23 protein-coding genes are annotated in these 22,183 nt (G+C 69.0%); 8 read left to right on the forward strand and 15 right to left on the reverse strand.

Going from position 1 to position 22,183, the window contains the following annotated elements; all coding sequences use genetic code 11:
• Positions 1-10 precede the first annotated feature (10 nt).
• On the forward strand, positions 11-586 hold the full coding sequence (locus FGD71_RS26455; RefSeq protein ID WP_240436781.1) for a flavin reductase family protein: 576 nt from the start codon (positions 11-13) through the stop codon (positions 584-586).
• Positions 587-625: 39 nt separating this feature from the next.
• Here FGD71_RS26455 and arfB read toward each other — a convergent pair whose 3' ends face one another.
• A complete protein-coding gene (gene arfB / locus FGD71_RS26460; RefSeq protein WP_119103029.1) occupies positions 626-1,054 on the reverse strand; it encodes an alternative ribosome rescue aminoacyl-tRNA hydrolase ArfB in 429 nt (142 codons plus the stop codon).
• A gap of 190 nt (positions 1,055-1,244) precedes the next feature.
• Between arfB and FGD71_RS26465 the strand changes: the two genes are divergently transcribed.
• Positions 1,245-1,820 (forward strand): TerD family protein, encoded by a 576-nt coding sequence (locus FGD71_RS26465; RefSeq protein ID WP_119103030.1) that lies wholly within the window; start codon positions 1,245-1,247, stop codon positions 1,818-1,820.
• 168 nt (positions 1,821-1,988) lie between these two features.
• Here FGD71_RS26465 and FGD71_RS26470 read toward each other — a convergent pair whose 3' ends face one another.
• The 4 genes from FGD71_RS26470 to FGD71_RS26485 form a co-directional block, all read right to left on the reverse strand.
• Positions 1,989-2,516, reverse strand: a complete 528-nt coding sequence (locus tag FGD71_RS26470) for a DinB family protein (RefSeq protein WP_119103031.1) — start codon at positions 2,514-2,516, stop codon at positions 1,989-1,991.
• Positions 2,517-2,639: 123 nt separating this feature from the next.
• Complete coding sequence (locus FGD71_RS26475; protein WP_119103032.1) at positions 2,640-3,089, reverse strand: pyridoxamine 5'-phosphate oxidase family protein; 450 nt, start codon at positions 3,087-3,089, stop codon at positions 2,640-2,642.
• A gap of 52 nt (positions 3,090-3,141) precedes the next feature.
• A complete protein-coding gene (locus FGD71_RS26480) occupies positions 3,142-4,497 on the reverse strand; it encodes a phosphatase PAP2 family protein (RefSeq protein ID WP_119103048.1) in 1,356 nt (451 codons plus the stop codon).
• A gap of 249 nt (positions 4,498-4,746) precedes the next feature.
• A complete protein-coding gene (locus tag FGD71_RS26485) occupies positions 4,747-6,147 on the reverse strand; it encodes a M1 family metallopeptidase (protein ID WP_119103033.1) in 1,401 nt (466 codons plus the stop codon).
• A gap of 39 nt (positions 6,148-6,186) precedes the next feature.
• On the opposite strand from FGD71_RS26485, the gene FGD71_RS26490 reads away from it, so the two are divergent.
• Complete coding sequence (locus tag FGD71_RS26490) at positions 6,187-6,687, forward strand: hypothetical protein (RefSeq protein WP_119103049.1); 501 nt, start codon at positions 6,187-6,189, stop codon at positions 6,685-6,687.
• 136 nt (positions 6,688-6,823) lie between these two features.
• On the opposite strand, the gene FGD71_RS26495 is transcribed toward FGD71_RS26490, so the two are convergent.
• A complete protein-coding gene (locus FGD71_RS26495; protein ID WP_119103034.1) occupies positions 6,824-7,528 on the reverse strand; it encodes a pentapeptide repeat-containing protein in 705 nt (234 codons plus the stop codon).
• Between the two features lie 165 nt (positions 7,529-7,693).
• Between FGD71_RS26495 and FGD71_RS26500 the strand changes: the two genes are divergently transcribed.
• Both FGD71_RS26500 and FGD71_RS26505 read left to right on the forward strand, forming a co-directional pair.
• Positions 7,694-8,869 (forward strand): NAD(P)-binding protein, encoded by a 1,176-nt coding sequence (locus FGD71_RS26500; protein WP_119103035.1) that lies wholly within the window; start codon positions 7,694-7,696, stop codon positions 8,867-8,869.
• Positions 8,870-8,928: 59 nt separating this feature from the next.
• Positions 8,929-9,909 (forward strand): zinc-binding dehydrogenase, encoded by a 981-nt coding sequence (locus FGD71_RS26505; protein WP_119103036.1) that lies wholly within the window; start codon positions 8,929-8,931, stop codon positions 9,907-9,909.
• A gap of 99 nt (positions 9,910-10,008) precedes the next feature.
• Here FGD71_RS26505 and FGD71_RS26510 read toward each other — a convergent pair whose 3' ends face one another.
• Positions 10,009-10,527, reverse strand: a complete 519-nt coding sequence (locus FGD71_RS26510) for a GNAT family N-acetyltransferase (protein ID WP_119103037.1) — start codon at positions 10,525-10,527, stop codon at positions 10,009-10,011.
• A gap of 78 nt (positions 10,528-10,605) precedes the next feature.
• Positions 10,606-11,490 (reverse strand): aminoglycoside phosphotransferase family protein, encoded by an 885-nt coding sequence (locus FGD71_RS26515; protein ID WP_119103050.1) that lies wholly within the window; start codon positions 11,488-11,490, stop codon positions 10,606-10,608.
• A 95-nt stretch (positions 11,491-11,585) separates the two neighbouring features.
• Between FGD71_RS26515 and FGD71_RS26520 the strand changes: the two genes are divergently transcribed.
• Positions 11,586-13,031 carry an NAD(P)/FAD-dependent oxidoreductase gene (locus tag FGD71_RS26520; protein ID WP_119103038.1) on the forward strand — a complete coding sequence of 482 codons (1,446 nt, stop codon included), beginning with the start codon at positions 11,586-11,588 and terminating at the stop codon, positions 13,029-13,031.
• Between the two features lie 93 nt (positions 13,032-13,124).
• Positions 13,125-13,844 carry an alpha/beta hydrolase gene (locus FGD71_RS26525; protein ID WP_119103039.1) on the forward strand — a complete coding sequence of 240 codons (720 nt, stop codon included), beginning with the start codon at positions 13,125-13,127 and terminating at the stop codon, positions 13,842-13,844.
• 372 nt (positions 13,845-14,216) lie between these two features.
• Here the strand turns inward: FGD71_RS26525 and FGD71_RS26530 are convergent, their stop codons facing one another.
• From FGD71_RS26530 to FGD71_RS26560, 7 genes are all read right to left on the reverse strand, one after another.
• A complete protein-coding gene (locus tag FGD71_RS26530; protein WP_205571144.1) occupies positions 14,217-14,903 on the reverse strand; it encodes an LmbU family transcriptional regulator in 687 nt (228 codons plus the stop codon).
• A gap of 573 nt (positions 14,904-15,476) precedes the next feature.
• The gene (locus tag FGD71_RS26535; RefSeq protein ID WP_119103040.1) at positions 15,477-16,208 is read right to left on the reverse strand and encodes a response regulator transcription factor; all 732 of its coding nucleotides are present in this window, start codon (positions 16,206-16,208) and stop codon (positions 15,477-15,479) included.
• 163 nt (positions 16,209-16,371) lie between these two features.
• Complete coding sequence (locus FGD71_RS26540; protein WP_119103051.1) at positions 16,372-16,659, reverse strand: phosphopantetheine-binding protein; 288 nt, start codon at positions 16,657-16,659, stop codon at positions 16,372-16,374.
• 173 nt (positions 16,660-16,832) lie between these two features.
• On the reverse strand, positions 16,833-17,048 hold the full coding sequence (locus FGD71_RS26545; protein ID WP_119103041.1) for a hypothetical protein: 216 nt from the start codon (positions 17,046-17,048) through the stop codon (positions 16,833-16,835).
• 299 nt (positions 17,049-17,347) lie between these two features.
• Positions 17,348-18,712 (reverse strand): lysine N(6)-hydroxylase/L-ornithine N(5)-oxygenase family protein, encoded by a 1,365-nt coding sequence (locus FGD71_RS26550; RefSeq protein ID WP_119103042.1) that lies wholly within the window; start codon positions 18,710-18,712, stop codon positions 17,348-17,350.
• A gap of 86 nt (positions 18,713-18,798) precedes the next feature.
• Positions 18,799-19,617: a dimethylargininase gene (gene ddaH / locus FGD71_RS26555; protein WP_119103052.1), complete on the reverse strand. Its 819-nt coding sequence runs from the start codon at positions 19,615-19,617 to the stop codon at positions 18,799-18,801.
• Between the two features lie 143 nt (positions 19,618-19,760).
• The gene (locus FGD71_RS26560; protein WP_119103043.1) at positions 19,761-20,999 is read right to left on the reverse strand and encodes an arginine deiminase; all 1,239 of its coding nucleotides are present in this window, start codon (positions 20,997-20,999) and stop codon (positions 19,761-19,763) included.
• A gap of 197 nt (positions 21,000-21,196) precedes the next feature.
• On the opposite strand from FGD71_RS26560, the gene FGD71_RS26565 reads away from it, so the two are divergent.
• A complete protein-coding gene (locus FGD71_RS26565) occupies positions 21,197-21,841 on the forward strand; it encodes an FMN-binding negative transcriptional regulator (RefSeq protein ID WP_119103044.1) in 645 nt (214 codons plus the stop codon).
• The last annotated feature ends 342 nt before the right edge of the window (positions 21,842-22,183 follow it).

A 22,183-nucleotide genomic window follows, 5' to 3' on the forward strand; every position in this document is an offset into this window, starting at 1 on the left:
GCGTTTTCCCGTGCCGACGACTCCCCCTGCCCCACCCGTGCCCCTGACTCCCTCCCCCGACAGGCATCCTGATGGGGTGAGTGACGACGAGTTCCGCGCCGCCATGTCCAGACTGGCCGCGGGCGTGGTGCTGGTGACCGCGTACGAACCCCCGCTGGACCCCGAGGGTCCGGGCGGCGAGAACGTGGGCATGACGGCGACCTCCTTCATGTCCGTGTCCCTGGATCCGCCCCTGGTCCTGGTCGGCCTGCGCGAGGGCTCCCGCATGGACGACCTGCTCGCCGAGCAGCCGGTGTGGGCGGTCTCCGTCCTGTCCGAGAGCCAACGTCACATCGCGGGCCGCTTCGCCATGAAGGGCCGCATCTCCGACCGCCTCCTGTTCGACGACATCCCGTACGTACGGGGAGAGGTCTCCGGGGCACCACTGGTGGGCGGCGCGCTGGCGACCCTGGAGTGCCGCACCGAGCAGCGTGTGACCGCCGGCGATCACACGCTGGTCATCGCGCGGGTGCTGACGGCGGCGGTGCCGAGTGCGGAGGGCGGACCGCTGGCGTATTTCCGGGGCAGGTACCGGCAGTTGGGGTGACCGGCGAACAGGTCTTGCCGGCTGGTGACCGTGGGAGCCCTATCCCCAGTCCCGGCCGGAGCGCCCGCGCTTGGTGTCGCCGCGCTGTTTCTTCTGCCGCAGGCGACGTTCGTTGATGCCGCGGGGGATGCGGGTGGGCCGGCGCGGTTTGGGCGGCGGGGCGGTGGCCTCGGCGAGCAGCGCGGCAAGCCGTACGGCCGCGGTCTCGCGGTTGCGCCACTGGGAGCGGTGCTCGGAGGCGCGGACGACGACGACACCGTCGACGAGCTTCGTGGCGAGCCGCTCGAGGGCCCTGGCCCGCCAGACCGGAGGCAGTGCCTCCGTTTTCGCCAGGTCGAACCGGAGCTCGACCTGCGAGTCACTGGTGTTGACGTGCTGTCCGCCGGGCCCCGAGGAGCGCGAGAAACGCCACATGAGCTCGGCCTCGGGCAGTGAGACGGAGCCGCGGATGACGTAGGGACCGGACATGGCTCCATGGTCGCGCGCCTGTCCGGTCCACGTCACCCCGTTTTCGCGTGCTCAGGTAAAGAAAGTAAAGACCAACGGAACCCGAGGGACCCCCCTCGGCGTTGGTACGGGTGACGGTAGCTTCGTCCCAGTACGAAGCCCAACGCACCGCACCGTCGTATGTACGTCAACGAGGGAAGGACTCCCAACAATGGCTGTAAGCCTGTCCAAGGGTGGCAACGTCTCGCTCACCAAGGAGGCTCCGGGCCTGACCGCCGTCACCGTGGGCCTCGGCTGGGACGTCCGGACCACCACGGGTACCGACTTCGACCTGGATGCCTCGGCCATCGCGGTCAACACGCAGGGCAAGGTCTACTCGGACGGCCACTTCGTCTTCTTCAACAACAAGCAGACCCCCGACCAGACCATCGTCCACACCGGCGACAACCGCACGGGCGAGGGCGCGGGCGACGACGAGGCGATCAACGTCAACCTGGCCGGCCTCCCCGCCGACGTCGACAAGATCGTCTTCCCGGTCTCCATCTACGACGCCGAGAACCGCTCCCAGAACTTCGGCCAGGTCCGCAACGCCTACATCCGCATCGTGAACCAGGCCGGCGGCGCGGAGATCGCGCGCTACGACCTGTCGGAGGACGCCGCCACCGAAACGGCCATGGTCTTCGGCGAGCTGTACCGCAACGGCGCGGAGTGGAAGTTCCGCGCCGTGGGCCAGGGCTACGCGTCCGGCCTGGTGGGCATCGCGCAGGACTTCGGCGTCAACGTCTGAGCTCCACCTTCTTCACGGACTTCCCGATGGAGCCTCCGGCCGCCCGGCCGGAGGCTCCCTCCGTTCGAGGCGGTCTTCACCGCCCCGGCCGGGCATCCCTTCTGCCCGACCAGAGGCCGACACTCTCACCCCCCGCCCCCGCCCCACGCCGCGCACCCGGACCTGAGTTCATCCCGTGGACGCGACCCGCAGGAGGCGGAGTTGGCCGATCTCGGCGGCGTTCTTCATCAGTTCCGCGTTCACCCAGCCGACCATGTGGGCGACGGTGTGCTCGGGGTCGTTCTGCCAGGGGAACGGGGCCGCGGCCTCCAGGTCGGCATCGGTGAGGCCGTCCAGGACCGCCAGCCAGTCGCCGCGCAGGCCGCGCAGCCACTCGACGGCCGCACGTCCGTCGCCCGGCCAGGTGATCTCGGTCCGCTCCCGAGGCGTTCGTCCCCGCGCGTGGTCGATGGTCACACTCCACCACCAGCCGATGTGCCAGCTCACCCAGCCGATCGTGGGGACCGGGACGGGCTCGGGCTCGGTCTCCGCCCAGTCCGGCACCCAGGTCCCGTCGGCGTCCTGACGAACCGTCCAGCAGAGCGGCACCGGTTCCCACAGGAAGTCCTCGGACTCCAGCCGTTCCAGGTGGTACTCGAACAGCGACCAGGTCAGCTCGAACTGCCAGCGCATCAGCTCACGTCGGGATTGATCCATCGGGCGACCCTGACACACCGTCACTCCCGCCGGAAACCGGTTTATCCGCGGCGTCGTGACCGAGGGCGGGAGTCGTATCGACGTGACGGTGCGCGTCAGCTTCTGACCTCGACGACTGCCCCATCACGAAGCCACGGAATAGCTCAGATCCTGTGCCGTCAGCGAAGTCGGCACCAAACGCAGCCACATCGTGCCTCGTTCACCCGGATCATCGTGCAGATAGTGCACGAAGCGCGCGTCCCACAGGGACTCGTCTGCCCCTAGATAGCGGACCAGCTTGCGCCGCCCCCTGGCCACGTCGAACGGCACGAGTTCGGCACGCCCCCGGGCGATCACCTGACGAACACGCCCCGTCGCGAGATCGCATTCGTCCACCACAAGCGCGACGCTCGGATCCTCTCTCACACGGCCGGACAACCGGGCCCACGGCCCTGTCAGGACCCAGAACGCTCCGGCCTCCCAGAGGAACCAGACAGGACGCACGGTCGGGCCGTTCGTCGCAATCCGCGCCGTGAGCGGCTGCTGAAGGAACTCGTCCACATCGAAACGATGAGATGTCACAACATCAATCATCCGATGCCTCCTGCCTCCCGCACACCGACCTCAGACCTAGCCTCAACATGGCTCAAACCAGTTCGGGTTGCGGTTCCGGTTGCTGCGCCGGTGCGGCCTTCGGATCCCAGAGCTTGGTGGTCCGCACATAGCTGTGGATCACTGAGGCCATCGCCAGGACAAGAAGTGGTCCGAACACCCACGGATGTTCGGCCATCTCCCTCGGCAGATAGCGATATGACACCAAGAGCGCGGCGAAGACCGTTGCGCCGTAGGCGACCCGCTGGATTGCTGACCGGTCCCAGCCACGTGCGTGCGAGCGCAGCCCTTCCTCGATCGTGAGCGCGAACACCACGCCGGCGATGAGATCCACGCCGTAGTGGTAGCCGAATCCCAGCGTCGCGCCGAGCGTGGCGACCAGCCAGAACGCGCCCGCGAATCGCAGAATCCGTGGGCCCTTGCGGGAATGAATGAAGATCGCGGTAGCCCACGCCGTGTGCAGGCTGGGCATGCAGTTGCGAGGGGTGATCTCGTCGTACGTGAACGGCTGCGGGGTATTGAGCGGAGGCGGCGTGTCCGGCCACAGGTTGGCCACCGCCCAGTGCTCGCCGCCGGTGCCGAAGGCACCGGTGCCGTAGGTGAAGATCGGTCCGACCACCGGGAAGAGCATGTAGATGCCCGGCCCGAGGAGGCCTATGACCAGAAAGGTGCGCACCAGATGATGGCCCGGGAAGCGGCGCTCGGCCGCCACGTCACGCATCTGGTACAGCGCGACGATGACCGCGGCCACCGCGAGTTGTACGTAGACGAAGTCGAGAACATGGGCGCCGACCGGGCCGGCGGCCGTGACGATCCGGCCCACCAGCCAGGACGGGTCGCCCAGCGCGTGATCGGCGGTTGCCACGTACTCGTCGAGCACCGCCGGGTGGGTCTTGGCCGTGATGAGCAGCCAGGTATCGCCGGTCTTACGGCCGGCCACCAGCAGCAGGCCCAGCCCGACGCCCTTCAGCAGCAGGACACGTTCCGGGCCTGTGCGGCGCGTGACAGCGATGACCGCGTAGCCCAGGATCACCCACAACGCGCCGTTGCCGAAGGGGTGGCCTTCGGTCGTCTTGGCGTCGACCGCCCACCGCACCAGCAAGAAGGCGACATCGATGCCGATCGCCGCACCCGCCGCGATGAACCGCTGCCGCCAGGTGAGCACCACCATCATCAACGCCATGCTGGCGTACAGCAGGAAACCTGATTGCGGGGGAAATATCACCTCTCGCACCTGGTTGGTGATCGGCCCCGGCAGGTCGTAGCGACGCGCGGCGATCTCCAGTGCAATGAGGAATCCGAGGGCCACCACACCCGCCGTGGCCCACAGTATCGCCCGCGGTTGACGCCACGCGGCGACAGCAGTTCTGCAGTTTATTCGCGAAAATATTCGCGATGCTATAGGTATCAATTGTTTTGGCCGTTTTGTTAGATTTTAGTTAAATAGGTCACTTTTCGCGCTCAATAGCATGGTTTTCTGGTGAAGGACGACCGATGAGGGCGCTCGTCGTGAGCCGATCATGTTATCGGAGCGGTGCGGTGATTTCGCCGGTCAGGTGCGAAGGAAGAAATGGGCACAGCCATATCCGGCTGGTCCGGCTGGTCCGGCAAGCAGCCGCGGACAGCTCGTGACTGTCCCTCAGGGGCTGCTCGGCCTGCCGTCCCCGTACAGCCAGTCGTCCCAGATCCCGCTGAAGTCCTTGTCCGGCGCCGCCTTCTCCACGTACGTCGTGAAGTCGTCGGTGTCCGCGTTGCCGTGGCGGTGGGCGGTCGCCCAGCCCTGGACGATGTCGTAGAAGGTGTCGTCGCCGACGGTCTCGCGGATCTTGTGGATGACCATGGCGCCGCGGTCGTAGACAGGGGTGTCGGAGATGCTCGCGGCGTCCGGGGGCTCGGCGGGCGGGAAGGCCCACACCGCCTCGTTGTCCGACGCGGTCTCGTAGTAGTCGCCCTCGTAGAGCGCGTCGAAGGTGTCCTGGGCCGTGTCGCCGCCGCGGTCCTCCCGCCAGAGCCACTCCGCGTACGTCGCGAAACCCTCGCTGAGCCACATGTCGCGCCAGGTCTTGGGGGTGACGGAGTTGCCGTACCACTGGTGCGCCAGTTCGTGGACGAGGAGTTCGGTGTCGGGAGCGCCGGGGAAGACGGGGCGCGTCTGGGTCTCCAGGGCGTAGCCCGAGTCGTGCACGCGGTCGACGATCGCCCCGGTCGAGGAGAAGGGGTACGGGCCGAAGTTCAGCTCCGCCCACTCCATCACCTCGGGGATACGGCCGAGAACCTTGGCGCTCGCCCTGGACTGGTCGGGGTCGACGGCCACGTACACCGGGAGACCGTCCGCGGTCCTGGAGCGCCGCGTGTCGTAGTCGCCGATCGCGACCGTCGCCGCGTACGTCGCCATCGGGTCCGCCATGTGCCAGGCGAAGGTGGTACGTCCCCGCTTCGTCTCCTCGCGCCGCAACTCGCCGTTGGACACCGCCTTCAGGCCCTCGGGCACGCTGACCGTGATGTCGTACGCGGCTTTGTCGCTCGGGTGGTGGTTGCCGGGGAACCAGGCCATCGAGCCGGTGGGCTCGCCGAGGGCGAGGGCGCCGTCCGCCGTCCTCAGCCAGCCCTCCCGCGAACCGTCCGGATCGGTGATCGTCTCCGGGACACCGGAATAGCGGACGGTCGTGCGGAAGGACCTGTCCTCGTCGAGGACATCGCGCGGCCGGACGGTCAGCTCCTGGCCGTCACGGCTGAAACCGGCGGAGCGGCCGTCCACGTCCACGGATTCGACCTTCAGTCCCGCCAGGTCGAGGTGGAACGCGCTGAGGTCCTGCTCGGTGCGCGCCTCGATCTCCGCCTTTCCCGTCAGACGACGCGCGGCGGGGTCGTAGGCCAGGGTGAGGTCGTAGTGCGTGACGTCGTATCCACCGTTGCCCGACTTGGGGAAGTACGGGTCGTCCGCACCTTCTGCTCCGGTCGTCCGCGCACCGCCGCCGCACGCGGTGAGGGCGAGGGCGAGAAGGAGGAGGAGCGGGACAAGGGGTGCGGACCGGGACATGGCTACGATCCTATGAGGCCCCATGACACCATCACCTACGTGCTCGACATCGGCTACGCCCTCTCCTTGCGCTTCCCGGACCCCCCGCAGACCGACTACCGCCGGGCGGACGTGCACGCGCTGCGGCACGACCTGTTCTGCGGGGACGTGTATCTCGCCGACACGAAGGCGGACCGCGAGCTGTCCACAGCCTGGGGATGGGTGCCGGTGCTCGACTTCGCGTGGGCGCTGTGCGACATCGTCGAGCGGCTCGACCAGGACCCGCTCGGCAGCCGCGCCGCCCGCCCCCAGCGCGCCGAGCTGGACTTCACCGAGTCCACCGACCGCATGCTCTTCGAGCGCCGCTTCGGCTGGGTCGACATCGAGGCGGAGTGGCTGCCGCCGGCCGAGCCGCCGCTGACCTTCGCCCATGCCGAACTGCGCCGGGAGGCCCGGGACTTCCTGCACGACGTGATCGCCGACCTCGTCGATCTGCACGAGGCGCTCCGCGAGAACCCGGTGATCTGGACGCTGGAGGCCCGCTTCCCCAGGGTGCCCTGAGGCGGCGCCACCCTCTGGGGCTCCCCCCCTCAGACCCCGTATCGGCCTGACGGCCTCGTCCGCAAACTCCCCCAGCTACCGCTGGGAGGTGCCCCCAGACGGGCTGATCGACGCCGGCCCGCGCTCACCGGGTCCCCTACTCGAACGCCTCCACCCTCACCCCCATCGCCGCCGCCAACACCGGTGCCAAGTCCAGCAGTTGAGCCGGGCTGATCACCGCGCCCGCCAGCCGGTCCACTCCCCGGGCGATGTCCACCTCCGCCGCCGCTCTCAGGTCCACATCCACCAGGGTCACCGCGCTGAAGTCCGCCCCCTTCAGCACACAGTCCACGAACTCCACGCGCTCCAGCCGCGCACCCCCGAAGTCCGGTTCGACCAGGACGCATCCCTCGAAGACGACGTCCTTGAGCCTGGCCTTGCGCAGGTTCAGGTAGTCGATCTTTCCGCCGCGGATCACCACCCGCTCCAGTGCGGAGCCGTGCAACTGCACGCCACCCAGCCGCGCGTCCACCATCTCCACGTCACGCAGGGTCGCCTCGCCCAGGTCGGTGCCGACACCCCGCATGCCCGTGAGGACGGAGTCCAGCAGCCGCGCACGATGCAGCCGCGTCTCGTCCAGCGCGCACCCCGTCAGCGCGCAGTCCATGAACCGGGCGCCCCCGCCGTCCTGCCCCACGAAGTCCGCCTCACGGAACTCCAGCCCGTCGTAATCCCCGTCCGGCTCCAGCTCACCGCCCTCGAACGCCACCAGCGGCGGCAGCCGCACCTCGGGCCGCCGCGCCCTCTTCACAGCCTGGGCCCGCGCCGTCCGCCCCGCATCGGCCGCTCCTTTTCGCACCATGGCCCCATAGTGCCTCCCGCCACTGACAATCCCTCCTGGCAGTCCTCCTGACCAACCCCCTGACCAGCAACAACGCCACTCATCGGCCCTGGGTGTCACATTCCGGGGCCGTCCACATGTCGTACATACAAAGCAAGCCACCGGAGCAGAGGGAGACCCCCAGCCATGCACCGCATCACCGTCGTCGGCGGCGGCTTCGCCGGACTCACCGCGGCCATCACCGCCGCCGAGGCGGGCGCCAAGGTCACCGTGTACGAAGCCCACCACACCCTCGGCGGCCGTGCCCGCACCGCGGAGGGCCCGTACAAGACGAACGAAGGTCCGCACGCCCTCTACAAGGGAGGCCCGCACTGGACCTGGCTCAGGCAGCGCGACCTGATCGGCGAACTCGCCCCGATCCCGCCCCTGGAAGCGGCCCGGATACGCCTGCGCCACAAGGGCGCGCTGCGCCGCACGCCGCCGTTCGCGATGCTCAAACTCCTGCGCCGTACGCCCGAACAGGCGCCCGTGGACACCGACTTCAGGACCTGGGCCACCGGGCTCGCAGGAGAAGAGGGGGCGAACGCGGCGGCGTACTACTCCGCCGTCGCCCTCTTCCACCACGACCCGGGCGCGCTCTCGGCGGCCTTCGTGCAGGAGCGGCTGCGGCGCGCCACCAAGCTGCCGCCGGAGGCGGCCTACCCGCGCGGCGGCTGGGCCTCGGTCATCGACCGGATGGCGGCCCGCGCCTGGAACCTGGGCGTGCGCATGGAGACCCTCTCCCGCGTCGACACCCTCCCCGAGACCAAGGACGGCCCCATCATCGTCGCCACCTCGCTCGACGCCGCCCGCCGCCTCCTCCGCGACGACTCGCTGACCTGGACGAGCGGCCGTACGGTCCTGATCGATCTGGCCGTACGCACCCGTCGGGGCGACGCGTTCGCCGTGTCCGACCTGGACACGGCGGGCTGGATCGAGCGGTTCACCGCCCAGGACCGTACGCTCGCGCCGGCCGGCGAGCAGCTCATCCAGGGGCAGATCCCGATCGCACCCGACGCGTCGCGGGCCGTCGGCATCGCCCGCGCCGAGGAACTTCTCGACCTCGCCTTCGCGGGCTGGCGCGACCGCGTGACCTGGCGCCGCGAGGCGCTCGCGGTCGGCCGCACGGGCGCCGTGGACCTCCCCGGAACCAGCTGGCGCGACCGGCCGGCCGTCAACCGCGGCGGTGGCGTCTACCTCGCGGGCGACCAGGTCGCGGCGCCCGGCGTGCTCTCCGAGGTGTCCTTCAACAGCGCTCTGGAGGCCGTGTCCCTCGCGTTCGACATCCGAGGCAGGGCCGGACTTGACCTCAAGCATGCTTGAGGTATGAGGCTGACTCCACCACGGCGCACTTACAGCAACGGCCGATCGAGGAGCCTCCCATGCACGCGATCCGACTGCACGCCTTCGGCCCGGCCGAGAACCTCACGTACGAGCGGGTCACGGACCCCGAACCGGGCCCCGGCCAGGTCCGTATCTCCGTAGCCGCGGCCGGCGTCCACCTCCTCGACACCGCGCTCCGGGAGGGAATCCAGGGCCCGCTCCCCGAGCCGCCCGTCCTCCCCACCGTCCCGGGCCGTGAGGTCGCCGGCATCGTCGAGTCCGTCGGCGAGGGGGTCGCCGAAGTCTGGCGCGGCAAGCGGGTCGTAGCGCATCTGGGCTTCCACCCGGGCGGGTACGCCGAGCTCGCCGTCACGGACGTGGACCGGCTCCACGAGGTCCCCGAGAACCTGGACTTCGCGCAGGCCGTCGCGATGATCGGCACGGGGCGTACGACGATGGGGATCCTCCAGTTCACCGAGCTCGGCCAGGACTCCGTGGCCGTGATCCCGGCGGCCGCGGGCGGCATCGGCACCCTCCTCGTGCAGTACGCGCGCCACGCCGGCGCCACCGTGATCGGTCTCGCGGGCGGCCCGGAGAAGGCGGCCCGCGTCGAGAGGAACGGAGCCGATCTCGCCGTCGACTACAAGGACCCGAGCTGGCCGGATCGCGTCAAGCGGTTCCTTGGCGGGCGGAGCGCCACGGTCGTCTTCGACGGCGTGGGGGGCGAGGTCGCCCGGACCGCCGTCGGTCTCCTCGGCCCGGGCGGCCGGCATCTCGTGTTCGGCTGGTCGGGCGAGGGCCTGCGCGGCGGCGCTCCGCTGCTTGTCGAGGGGGTGTCGGAGCAGGTGCTCGGGCCGGTGATGATGGGGAAGGCGGGCGGGGCGAATCCCGTACGTACGCTGGAGCTTCGCGCGCTGGGCGAGGCCGCGGCGGGGCGGCTCGTGCCGGCCGTCCAGCGCTTCCCGCTTCGCGAGGCCGCGGCCGCCCACCGTGCCCTGGAAACCCGCGGCACCATCGGCAAGGTGGTCCTGGAGCCCTGAGTCAGGGGTGGGGTTCTCGCCCCCGCCGCCCCTACCCGTCCCATCCCTGGGGGCTGCGCCCCCAGACGGGGCGATTGATGCCGGCCTCGGCTGAAAAGTTCAGCCGGGGCCGAAGGCTCCCAAGCCGCGCGTCAGTACGCGCGTGACGCTGCCGTCGTCCTCCGCGATGTCCCGGACATGCTCGAAGCCGATCCTGCGCAGCAGAGTCAGTGAAGCCTGGTTGCTCGAAGCCACCGTGGCGTGCACCTCGGTCAGCCCGAGTGTGTCGAACCCGTAGGCGACGATTTTCTCGGCCAGTTCGGTCCCCAGGCCGGTTCCCCACTCCGCGGGGGCCAGGGCGTAGACGATCTCGTGGCCTCCGACGGTCTCGGTCGCTTTGATCTCGGCATGCCCGATCAGACGTCCGTCCCGACGCACGGCCCACACCTTGAAGAGGTCCTGGGCGTAGACCTTCGTGAAGATCCGCCCGAACAGAGCCCGGTCCTCCGCCTCGGTGGAAGGCCCGTCACCCATCCATCGGGACACCCTCGTGTCCTGGAAGAGAGCGACGAAGCTCTCTTCGTCTTCGGGTGTGTACGGGTCCAGGAGCAGCCGCGCGGTCCGCAAGGTCGGGGTCACGGACAGCGACGCTACTCATGTGAGATCCGGGGAGCCAAACCAATTACCAGTTGCCAGCCACTGGTCAGCAACCACCGGTTACCCGGAATCCCGAACCCGCCGCCCGATCTCCAAGTGGTCCGCCGCGGGCGGTCGTCCGGACTCGATCTCCCACAGCGCGTTCTGCAGCACACGCCCCAGCGTCCAGGCCCGCGCCCGCGCCCGGTCGAGCCCCAGAACGTCCGTCATGGCATCGAAACGCCAGAGGATCTCGTCCGCCTCGAAGCGGTTGTGCAGCGCGGGGAACAGCTCGAAACCCGGGTCTCCCGCGAGAGGTTTGGGATCGATGGCGAGCCACGGCTCACGGCCGGAGCCGAGGACGTTGTCGAAGTGGAGGTCCCAGTGCAGCAATTGCCCGCCGGGCTCGTCGGCGACCTCGCGGAGCGCCGCCGCGCAGTCCGCCAGAAGCCGCCGGTCCGCCGTGTCGGCGACCCGTCGCAGCGCCGAGGGCACCTGCTCCAGCATCCCCGCCGCGATGTCCCCGAGCCGCCGCGTTCCCGCCGGCGCCGGCACCGCCGTCAGCCGCGCCAGCAGCCGCGCGATCACGAGCACCGCCTCCCGCGAGTCCGGCAGGTACGTCAGCATCCGTGCCGCGTCGAGCCGTTCGAGCAGCAGCGTGCCGGTGGCGTCGTCGCTGTCGAGCAGCCGTACGGCCCCGTCGCCGCCCCATACGCGCAACGCGACGGGCTCGCCCACGTTCTCCTCGTCCAGGTACTGGAGCTTGAGCACGGCCTCGCCCCCGTCGGCACGCACCACCGGCAGCACCAGCGCGCAATTCCCGTGCATCGAGGGCCCGTTCACCCGAAGTGCCCAGCGCTCCAGGAACCGGTCGACCCGCTCGGGCAGCGCGGCGACGAACGCCAGCCCCGCCTCGCCGTTGAATTCGTGCTGCGAGGCCACCAGCTCGTCCGGGATATCGATCACCCATACGACCTTACTCACGGCCGTGAAGCGGTTCACACGACCAAGCACGGGATCGGTGGAGACACCCAGGGCCCGCAACGGCTAACGTCCCGCGCATGAGCAGCACGGAAAGCGCGGGCAGTGCGGGCAGCGCGGGGAGCACCACCGACGCGTCCCGCACCGTCAACGGCGGCATATCGCTCTGGCACGCGCAACAGGTCGCCCCCACACCCCGCGAGCCCCTCCCCGGGAACGCGAGCGCCGATGTCGTCATCGTCGGCGGGGGCTACACCGGCCTGTGGACCGCGTACTACCTCAAGAAGGCCGTCCCCTTCCTGCGCATCACCGTCCTGGAGCAGAAGTTCTGCGGCTACGGCGCCTCCGGACGCAACGGCGGCTGGCTCTACAACGGCATCGCGGGCCGCGACCGCTACGCACGCGTGCACGGCCACGACGCCGCCGTACGCCTCCAGCAGGCCATGAACGAGACGGTCACCGAGGTGATCAGGGCCGCCGCGGAAGAGCACATCGAGGCGGACATCCACCAGGGCGGCGTACTCGAAGTCGCCTACACACCCGCCCAGTTGGCCCGCCTGAAGGACTTCCACGCGACGGAGCTCTCGTACGGCGAGAAGGATCGCGAGCTGTACGGCGCCCGCGAGACCGCCGAACGCGTCCGCGTGGCCGACGCCGTCGGCTCCACCTGGACGCCGCACGGCGCCCGCCTCCACCCGGTCAAACTGCTGCGCGGACTCGCCGCCGCCGTCGAGGCACTCGGCGTCACCCTCCACGAGTCGACCCCCGTCACCGAGATCAGACCGAAGCACGCGGTCACGCCGTACGGGACGGTCCGGGCGCCCTACATCCTGCGCTGCACCGAGGGTTTCACCGCCTCCTTGAAGGGCCACAAGCGCACCTGGCTCCCCATGAACTCGTCGATGATCGCCACCGCCCCGCTCACGCCCGAGCAGTGGGACACCATCGGCTGGGAAGGCCGGGAAACCCTCGGCGACATGGCCCACGCCTACATGTACGCCCAGCGCACCGCCGACGACCGCATCGCCCTGGGCGGCCGCGGCGTCCCGTACCGCTTCGGCTCCCGCACCGACAACGACGGCCGTACGCAGCCGTCGACGATCGAGGCGCTGCGCTCGACCCTGCTGCGCTGCTTCCCGCAACTCGCCGGCGTCGAGGTGACCCACGCCTGGTCCGGCGTCCTCGGCGTCCCGCGCGACTGGTGCGCCACCGTCACCCTCGACCGCTCGACCGGCCTCGGCTGGGCGGGCGGCTACGTCGGCTCCGGCGTCGCCACCACGAACCTCGCCGCCCGCACCCTCCGCGACCTGATCCAGCAGGACTCCGGCCAGTCGGGCGCGACCGAGCTGACCACCCTCCCCTGGGTCAACCACAAAGTCCGCAGATGGGAACCTGAGCCGTTGCGCTGGATCGGGGTACAGGGCATGTACGCCACGTATCGAGCCGCCGACCACCGCGAACGCACGACGCACTCCGCCGAGTCGTCGCGCCTGGCACGTGTGGCCGACCGCATCGCGGGCCGCTGACAACAGCGGACCGCGGCGGACTGCCGACCGACGGCAGCGGCCCGGCGACGGCGGACAACAGGGGACATGGAGACAGGGGACAAGGGGACACCGATGAGCACCGCAATACTGGACACCGTCCGCTACACGTCCGACGGCCAACTCCTCGACATTCACCGTGCGGCCGCCTCCGACGCCCCCACCGTGCTCCTCTGGCACGGCCGTGGTCCCGCCGAGCGCGATGTCCTCGGCGGCCTCGCCGCGGCCGTCGCCCGCCTCGGCGCCACCGTCCTCGTCCCGGACTGGCGTCCCGACGCCCCCGACGGCGGCCGCCCCCACCTCGCGGCGTCCCTCCGCTTCGCCTGGGACTTCGTGCGGGACCCCGCCCAGATCGTCCTCGTCGGCTGGTCCCTCGGCGGCCGCGCCGCCATGGCCACCGCCCTGCAGGCGGACCCCCCGGAAGGCTGGCGCCCCGCAGCCGTCGTCGGTATCGCCGCCCGCTACAACCAGCCCGAACCCCTTCTCGCCCTGCCCTCCCCCATGGACGTCTGCGCCACCGCTCCGCCCCTCCCCATCCATCTGGTCCACGGCACCGCCGACAAGGTCTGCGCCTTCGAGAACGCCCGCGCGTTCCAGTCGGTCCTCGCCTCCCACGGCCGTCAGGCCCCGCTCACCGAGCTCAGCACCGACCACGCGGGCGCGGTCATGGCCGAGTACGTCCTCGACCTGGGCCGCTGCCGCCCCGCCCAGTCCGGATCACCCTTCCGCGAGGGCCTGCGCACCGCCCACGTCATCGCCGAGGCAACGGGCCTGCCCCATAAGCGATTGGCCTGAAATCCACGTCACCAAATACACGTATCCGGTGAACCGGACAACGCGGACCTCGAGACCCCGTCGGCCAACCACCGGAAAATCGCGGGACAACCGCCGGACAACCGCCGGACAGCCGTAGGAAAGCGTCGGTGAATCGCCGGTGACGGCCGCCGAAAACCAGCCGGACATCCACGTGGCCACGGAGAGAATCAACGAGGAGCCTCGCAGCAGAGTTTCGCATTGAGGTTTCCAAGTAAAAAAGGACCGACCGTCCTGTTGACAGGACAGTCGGCCCCAAGGAGCCGGTGGCATGAACCGGCTGCGGACGCGTTACTGGCTGACCATGGCGGATCGTTACTGTCGGGGCGCGCGGGCGCCATTCCACCCCATGGGTCACCCAAGCGCGGGCATGGCTTCGCGGTCGGGCTCGGCGCGCGCCAACACGGGCGCGGCGGCCAGTGGTTCGGCGAGGGCGGTCCCCTCGTCCGCGCCCCTGACAGCACCCTCGACAACGCCTTCGGCAGGGCTCTCGACAGCGCTCTCGATGACCAGCTCAGCGGCGGAGTCGAGGGTGGAGAGCACCCAGGCGTCCACGTCGGCTCCGCTGCACTCGGCGGCCTTGAGCCACCGCTCGAACCGGTCGCGCGGGACCGCCAGTTGGCGGACGGCCGCAGCATTCTCGGACTTCGCGCCTCCTCCGCCCCTGGCCTCCCGCAGGGCACTGCGGAGCTGCTTCGTCGTCCACGACAGTTCCTCGGCCCGGCTGAGCCATTCGTCCTGCTCCGCGACCGGCAGAGAGGCCACTTCGGCGTGGTGCTGGAAGGTCAGTCGTGCCCGTCGCCTGCCCACGTCGAACCGGCGGGCCACCCATGCGTAGTTGCGCAGCGTCTGGTAGCGCAGGCCGGCGGTCTGTATGCCCTGCTGATACCGGTCGGAGTAATGGTCTTTTCCATAGGTCAGCCAGTCACCCAGCCACCACGAGGACGAATCCAGGACGCCCGCCAATTGGCGTCCTGCCCGCTCCCATTCCTCGAAGGTGAGCACGTCCGGCAGCTGCAGTCCCACCCTCGTGGTCAGCACCTGGTCGGCCCTCGGGTTGCCATTTCGTGCGCCACCACGCTGCGGAATAATCCTCGCCATCCGCGGTGGGGGCGGTGGAGGCTCCCTCGTTGCGCCATCCGTTCCGCCATCGACACCATTGGCTAAGATCACGTACATGACCCCCGTCTCGGTCAGTTTTGGTACGCGGTCGATTTATTGCTTTTTGCACTCCCGTTGAAATCGAGGAAAGCAGCCGGGTCGTTACATTGTCAAGATCATGTGCAGGTTCTGAACAATGGGACATTCCCCGGCCCTTCAGTACCGAGATCACGGGCGCGCAGAACACCCGAGCACCGGCATGAACGAAGCTTCCGGCGCTCGAATTGTCGATCAGGTTGAACTGACATCACGAGGAGCTTTGGATTCCGCTCTGTCCCTCGAGGATTGACGCCATACGCGGGCACACGCACGGAGCAATCGATACCCCATCCCCCTCGGCCGCCGGCCTCACCCGGCCCGCAGCCGACACCCCATATTACTCAAGGTGGTGCCGACGCCAGGGGGAAAGCTCCGGGCCCCGGGTCCCACTCCTGTGGGGGATCAACATAAGCGTCAGGCCACGCGATTCAGAATCCGTCGCCGCGGCTCCTCCCGGATGCTGAGAGGGGCCGTCAACGCCTGCTGATCTGTCAGATAACGCAGCACGGCGAGCACTCGACGGTTGTCGCTGGGGCTGCCGGGGATGTCCAGCTTGTCGAAAACCGCCGCCACCCGCTTCTCCACCGTTCCCTGGGAGACGATGAGCCGCTGGGCGATGGCGCCGTTGGTGCGGCCCTGCGCCATGAGCGAGAGAACCTCCAACTCCCGTTCGCTGAGCGCGTCGAGCCCAGCGGCGCGAGCGTCACCGCGTCGGTTCGCGGTGCCGGCGGCCAGGGCTCCGACCATGCGCGGATCGACGACCGTGCCGCCCACCGCGATCCGGGTGAGCGTGTCCATCAGCTCGTCGGCGTCGGTCATACGGTCCTGGACGAGGTACCCGAGACCGGCACCGTCCCCGGAGAACAGACGGGCGACATGCTGCGGTTCAGGTGTCGCGGAGAACAGCAGGACGCCGATGCCGGGATGCCGGCGGCGGGCGTCGAGTGCCGCCGCCACCCCCTCGTCGCTCCAGCTCGGCGCCAGCCGTACGTTGGCGACGAGGATGTCCGGGCGGTGCGTGGCGACCAGGGCGGGCAGCACCCTGGCGTCATGGACGGCCGCGGCCAGCTGGTGGCCTCGGTCGCCGAGCACGTGTGCCAGGCCTGCCCGCAGGATCGCGGAGCCTTCGGCGATGACTAGACGCATGGCGGATCACTTCCTCGGCCAGGGCCTGGACGGATCGGCGCCACCCGTCCGGTTCCACGGTGCGAGGGGCGGATTCGTCGAACCGGCCCGTCGCGGGTGCGGGCAGCCGGCCAGGCACGGCCTCGGCCCCCGCTCATACGGCGCTCCCACAGCGATACGCATCTCAACCACCGACAGCCGCGACCCCGGAGACCGTGACGCGCTGGTCCAGCAGGTCCGCCAGATGGGTCAGGGAGGGGGTCCGCGCGAACTCGCCGATCGTCAGGCGACGCTCCAGCGCGATCACCAGACGCGCCGCGGCCCTCGAGGTACCGCCGATCTCGAAGAAATTGTCGGTGCGTCGGATGCGCTCCATGGGAACACCGAGCACGTCGGCCCACAGGGCGGCCAGCTTGCGCTCGCTGTCGGTCACGGGGCGGCCGGAGTCCTCGAGGTTCTCTTCGCCGGTCATGTACGTCGCCTCCACCTGGGATATTCACTCCACCGTGAGCCGCTCCGGCATCACGTCTTCATACAGGTAGAGGCTAGGGAACAGTCTTATCGACGGAATATCGCCCGAGTTCCGGCTGCTTTCCGGCTGCTTTCCCTCCGCTTTCCAGCGGCTTGTTCCGGCTCGTGAACGCGTCAGTCCACGCCCTCCAGGAGCCGCTGCAGAGCTCCCACCCGCCGGCTGAGCTCGGTCAGTTCGGTGCGCAGCTCCTGCTGGTGCACCGTGGAACGCTCGGCGGCCGTGCGCCGCTCCCGCGTCCCCGCCGAAGCCCAGAGCAGCCCCGTGGCGACGAGCGTCGTCGCGCTCAGCATCACCGAGCTCGCGATCACCGCACCAGCCATGGATTCCATCGTGCCGCCTCCGTCCGGGGCCCGCTCCGGGCCCCACTCACACAAGTGGGAGTAATGAATTTACGCGGCGGCAGGCATGCGCACCATGGAGGAAACCCTCCGATCGAACGGACGACCTGAGAATGCGGCCCGAGAATGCGGTACGAGAACGCGGGACGAGAACGCGGGACGAGGACCGCCCGAGAACGGTCCGAGAATTCAACCTACAACTATCCTTTTCCCGCCGGGCATGACCGTAGGCCCTCAGGGAAATTCCCGAGGGCCTACGGTCATATGCGCCAAGTACGTCGACTCAGAAGTCAGATCGGCTTTTCCACGGCTTCGAGGGACGAGAGGACTCCGGCCGCGGCCGGCACCAGGTCGCGTTCCGCGCGCCGCTGGACGATGGAGTCGGCGATCTCACCGCTGCGCACGGCGATGTTCGACAGCAGGGACGACGTCAGTCCGTGCGTGTGCTCCGTACCTCCCTGGAGATAGATGCCGCAGGTCAGTTCCGGCGTGGTGACGAGCCTGTAGTCACGTGTCACCCGGTGGCGCCCCGACTCGTCGCGCAGGCAGTAGCGGTCGAGGTCGCCGAGCAGACGCGTCGGGTCCATGGTGTCGTAGCCGGTGGCGAAGACGATCGCGTCGACGTCGAGCAGCGGCGGCTCGGCGGTGTGGTGCGGCGACTTCAGCAGCACCCGCGCCCCGCGCCCGTCGCGCACCACGGACTGAACCTTCGTCAGATTGCGGAAGTGCAGCCGCTTGACGCCGGTCAGGTCCTCGTCGTAGGCGATCTGGTAGAGGTGCCTGATGTCGGCGTCGTCCACCACCCCGTAGTTGGTGTTGCGGTGGTAGCGCCAGAAGGTGTCCCGCACCGGCTCGTCGCCGAAGTAGTAGTCGTCGACCGCGTCGGCGTCGAACACCTGGTTGGCGAAGGGGGTGTCGTCCGCGACGGAGTACCCGTACGACGGCAGGATCGCGTGTACCTGGGCGTGCGGGAGCTTCTCGTAGAAGAACTTGGTGATCTCCGCCGCGCTCTGGCCGGCGCCGACCACCGCGACGCTCTTCAGCTCCCCGTGGTCGGCCCTGCCGAACTTGTCGAGGAACTCCGAGCTGTGCCAGACCCGTTCGTCCCGCACCACACCGTCCGGCATGCGCGGCTCGAGCCCTGTGGAGATGACGACGTTCCGGGCGCCGACCCACCGCGAGCCGCCGCCGGCGGTGTCGCGGATCTCCAGGCGCAGAGAGTCGGCAGAGGTGTGGGCGTGTTCTCGCGGGCCGCGTATCGCGGTGACGGCCGAGTTGTAGGAGACGACGTTGGACATGCCCGCCGCCGCCCACTCCAGGTACTGGTGGAACTCCTGCCGGGTCGGGAAGAACTCCTTCCTGTTGACGAACTGGGCGAGCCGGCCCTGGGCGTGCAGGAAGGGCACGAAGCCGAACCGCGACACCGGGTTGCGGAAGGTGACCAGGTCCTTCAGGAAGGAGATCTGCATGGTCGCCGACGGCAGCAGCATGTTGCGGTGCCAGCCGAACGACGGCTGACGCTCGAAGAAAGCGGCGGTGATCGGGTCGGTCAGGACGTTGGCGTGATGCTCTTCCAAAGAGATGGCCAGCGACAGATTGGACGGGCCGAATCCGATGCCGACCACGTCGTAGGTGTCGTTCTCGCGAGCACTCATGGTTACTCTCCCGCTTGCGGAGCTGTGACTTTGACAGGACTCGGCGTCCGCGACGCCGCGGTGCCGGGTGGGACGGGTGTGCCGGGTCAGACCGCGGCCGGGTGGCGGATCTCCAACGTGCAGCACTTCACGCTGCCGCCCGCCTTGAGCAGTTCGGACAGGTCCACGCCGACGGGCTCGAACCCGCGGTCGCGCAGCTGCCGGGCCAGTCCCGTCGCGGTGTCGGGCAGGAACACCCTCAGACCGTCGGAGACCGCGTTGAGGCCGAAGGCCTCCGCGTCCGCCTCGTCGACGAGGATCGCGTCGGGGTGGAGCTCGCGCAGGATGGCGAGGCTCTCCGGGGAGAAGGCCCCCGGGTAGTACATGACCTCGGTGTCGGAGAGCACGGCGAGCGCCGTGTCCAGGTGGTAGAAGCGCGGGTCGACGAGGTTGAGGGTGATCACCGGGCGGCCGAGGGCACGCTCCAGCTCGGCGTGGGCGCGGGGGTCGGTGCGGAAGCCGGTGCCCGCCAGGATGGTCCGGCCCACCACCATGTAGTCGCCCTCGGCCTCGTTGACGTACTCGGCCGAGTGGACCTCCGGGTAGCCCCGGGACGTGAACCACTCCTGGTAGGCCGGGGCCTCCGCGGCGCGCTCCGCGTGGCGGAACCGGGCGACCAGTACGCGGTCGTCCACGACGGTCGCCCCGTTGGCGGCGAAGACCATGTCCGGCAGGCCCTCGACGGGGTCGATGAGATCGACGGTATGTCCGTGATCCAGGTACAGCCGGCGCAGTTCGTCCCACTGCTCCGCCGCGAGAGCGGCGTCCACCGGCTTGTCGGGGTTCATCCAGGGGTTGATCGCGTAGGTGACGTCGAAGTACGTCGGACGGCACATCAGGTAGTGACGGGGTGTGGCCTCACGCACGGCCGTGGACTGGAACAAGGCAACTCTTCCTCTCAGTCGGTGTAGCTCGGGGTTGTGCCGTGCCGTTGGTGCGACCGCTCCTCCGCGCCGGCCGCCGACCGTGGGCCGGCTCATGGACAGGTCGTCACGCTCGATGAGGCGGCTCATGCGGCGTCGCGCTCGACGGGGCAGCTCATGCAGCGGGGGCCGCCGCGCCCCCGGCCGAGCTGGTCGCCCCTGATCCGCAGCACCTCGATGCCGTTCTCCTCGAGCATCCGGTTGCTGTTCTCGTTGACCTCGTAGGCGATGACGCTGCCGGGAGCGACGGCCAGGAGGTTGCAGCCGTCGTTCCACTGCTCGCGCTCGGAGCGGTACGAGTCCTGCTCGGTCTGCAGGACGCGGACCGTGTCCAGACCGAGGGCCGCGCCGATCTCGGCGAAGAAGTCCTTGTTCTCGGTGACGTCGGGGACCTGGCCGGTGCCCGGGGTCAGCGTCCAGGACCTCAGCGCGCGACGGTCGAGGCCGGCGAAGAGGGTGAAGGCGTCCCTGTCCACCATGGTCATCACGGTGTCGAGGTGCATCAGGGCACGGGCCTTGGGCAGTTCCACGGCGATCACGCGCCGTGCGGAACCGGCCTGGAAAAGGCAGCGGGCCAGGATCTCCACGCCGGCGGGGGTGGTGCGCTCGCCGAGGCCGACGACGACGGTGCCGTTGCCGATCACCTCCACGTCGCCGCCCTCGATCGAGGCCGGCGCCATCGCCTCGCCGTCGATCCAGCGGTGCGCTCCGCCGTTCTCCGCGAACATCGGGTGGAAGTTGTAGATCGTCTCGTAGTTGACGGTCTCGCGCTTGCGTCCGGCCTTCATCATCGGGTTGACCGAGACACCGTCGTAGACCCAGCAGCTGGTGTCGCGGGTGAAGAGGGAGTTGGGCAGCGGGGGGAGGATGAAGTCGTCGTCCGCCAGCAGGTCGAGCCCGAGGGAACGGCCGCCGTGGGGACGCTCCCCCAGCGCCTCGACGAGTTCGCGCTTGTTCAGGCCGCCGAGCAGGTGGGTGGCCAGCTCGTCCGGGCCCATCGCTGTCAGTACCCGCTCGGTGATCCGGCCGAGAGCGGCGCCCAGATGGGGCTGCCGGTCGTCCAGGATGCGGTCGAGTACGAAGACCACCGCCTCCTCTCCCTTGACCGTCTCCGCGAGCAGATCGCGCAGGAGATGAACCGTGACTCCCCGGTCGCGCAGGAGCTGTTGGAAGGCCTGGTGCTCCTCGCGCGCCCTGGACACCCACACGACGTCGTCGAAAAGCAGCTCGTCCTTGTTGCCGGGAGTCAACCGCTCGAGGTCCAAACCGGGTTCGTGCAGGACGACTTGCTTCAGCGCACCGACCTCAGAATTCACATGGAACATGTTTTCTCCTGACTTCGACCCTGGGCAGTGGCTACTCGTGCATCGAAGTTATGGGGCCCGGTTTCCTTTTCGTTATCGAACTCTTTTCGGCCACAGCGAAGTCCGACCGATAACGAGTCGAAAAGACGGCTGGCTAGCTTTCTCGGCAGACAGCACAAGCAGCAGCTCGAGCCGTACCCCGAAAGGAGCGGTCCCCGATGTTCGTTCCCCCGCCCTACCGAGAACCGGACGGTTCCTGGATGGCCGACGTGATCCGCAACAACCCGCTGGCGCTTCTGGTGAGCAACGGCGGCTGGGCCGAGAGCCCGTTCGCCACGCACCTGCCCGTGATCCCCGACCCGGAGGCGACGGGCGAGTGGTCCGGCGACCTGTCGGGAGCCGTCCTGCTCGGTCACATGAACCGGGCGAACCCGCACTGGGACGCCCTCAAGCCGGGCGACGTGGCGCTGCTGACCTTCACGGGACCGCATGCCTATGTCTCGCCGACGGTCTACCAGTTGACGCCGGCCGCCCCGACATGGAACTTCACCTCGGTGCACGCACGCGGCACGATCGAGAAGATCGAGTCGCCCGAGGAGACGCTGGACGCGGTGACGTCCACCGTGCGCGCCTTCGAGGCCTCATTCGGCACCGGCTGGGACATGACCGAGTCCCTGTCGTACTTCCGCAGGCTCCTGCCGGGCGTGGGCGGATTCCGCTTCACCGTCTCCAGTGCGGACGGCATGTTCAAGCTCAGCCAGGAACAGGCGCCCGAAATCCGGGACCGCGTCCGGCAGTCGTTCAGCGAGCGCCCGTGCGGTCGCCACCGGGCAACCGCCTCACTGATGAGCAGGCTCTCATGAGCCGGGCCATGCGCGTATCGCAGCAGATTTCCCTGGTGCACGACATGGGATTCCGCAGTACGTCCCTGGCGGCGGCCAAGATTCTCACGGCCGGCCTGCGCAGGGTTTCCCGGCGCACCTTCAGGAGAAGCGGATCGCATCGTCAGCCGGACGCCACGATGTCCCTTCTCCGTAATTCGACCTGATGCACACACCCATTTCTGCAAGGAGGAATGCCATGTCGGCCTACCAGGCCAGTGATTCCCGGACATCCGGAACGGCTGCGGCGATCAGTGCTGTGGGGCTGGTGAAGGCGTATGGGGAGCAGCGGGTGCTGGACGGGGTGGATCTTCAGATCCCGCA

Origin of the sequence: Streptomyces sporangiiformans (assembly GCF_005768555.2) — a bacterium.
In the GTDB taxonomy this organism is placed as follows: domain Bacteria; phylum Actinomycetota; class Actinomycetes; order Streptomycetales; family Streptomycetaceae; genus Streptomyces; species Streptomyces sporangiiformans.

Excerpts from the sequence above, each read along its gene's own strand:
- FGD71_RS26565 (WP_119103044.1), top strand. The coding sequence starts at position 21,197 with ATGTTCGTTCCCCCGCCCTACCGAGAACCGGACGGTTCCTGGATGGCC.
- FGD71_RS26475 (WP_119103032.1), bottom strand. The coding sequence starts at position 3,089 with ATGATTGATGTTGTGACATCTCATCGTTTCGATGTGGACGAGTTCCTT.
- FGD71_RS26560 (WP_119103043.1), bottom strand. The coding sequence starts at position 20,999 with ATGTTCCATGTGAATTCTGAGGTCGGTGCGCTGAAGCAAGTCGTCCTG.
- FGD71_RS26540 (WP_119103051.1), bottom strand. The coding sequence starts at position 16,659 with ATGACCGGCGAAGAGAACCTCGAGGACTCCGGCCGCCCCGTGACCGAC.
- arfB (WP_119103029.1), bottom strand. The coding sequence starts at position 1,054 with ATGTCCGGTCCCTACGTCATCCGCGGCTCCGTCTCACTGCCCGAGGCC.
- FGD71_RS26505 (WP_119103036.1), top strand. The coding sequence starts at position 8,929 with ATGCACGCGATCCGACTGCACGCCTTCGGCCCGGCCGAGAACCTCACG.
- FGD71_RS26520 (WP_119103038.1), top strand. The coding sequence starts at position 11,586 with ATGAGCAGCACGGAAAGCGCGGGCAGTGCGGGCAGCGCGGGGAGCACC.
- FGD71_RS26495 (WP_119103034.1), bottom strand. The coding sequence starts at position 7,528 with ATGGTGCGAAAAGGAGCGGCCGATGCGGGGCGGACGGCGCGGGCCCAG.
- FGD71_RS26525 (WP_119103039.1), top strand. The coding sequence starts at position 13,125 with ATGAGCACCGCAATACTGGACACCGTCCGCTACACGTCCGACGGCCAA.
- FGD71_RS26465 (WP_119103030.1), top strand. The coding sequence starts at position 1,245 with ATGGCTGTAAGCCTGTCCAAGGGTGGCAACGTCTCGCTCACCAAGGAG.
- FGD71_RS26535 (WP_119103040.1), bottom strand. The coding sequence starts at position 16,208 with ATGCGTCTAGTCATCGCCGAAGGCTCCGCGATCCTGCGGGCAGGCCTG.
- FGD71_RS26470 (WP_119103031.1), bottom strand. The coding sequence starts at position 2,516 with ATGGATCAATCCCGACGTGAGCTGATGCGCTGGCAGTTCGAGCTGACC.
- FGD71_RS26545 (WP_119103041.1), bottom strand. The coding sequence starts at position 17,048 with ATGGAATCCATGGCTGGTGCGGTGATCGCGAGCTCGGTGATGCTGAGC.
- FGD71_RS26550 (WP_119103042.1), bottom strand. The coding sequence starts at position 18,712 with ATGAGTGCTCGCGAGAACGACACCTACGACGTGGTCGGCATCGGATTC.
- FGD71_RS26500 (WP_119103035.1), top strand. The coding sequence starts at position 7,694 with ATGCACCGCATCACCGTCGTCGGCGGCGGCTTCGCCGGACTCACCGCG.
- FGD71_RS26485 (WP_119103033.1), bottom strand. The coding sequence starts at position 6,147 with ATGTCCCGGTCCGCACCCCTTGTCCCGCTCCTCCTCCTTCTCGCCCTC.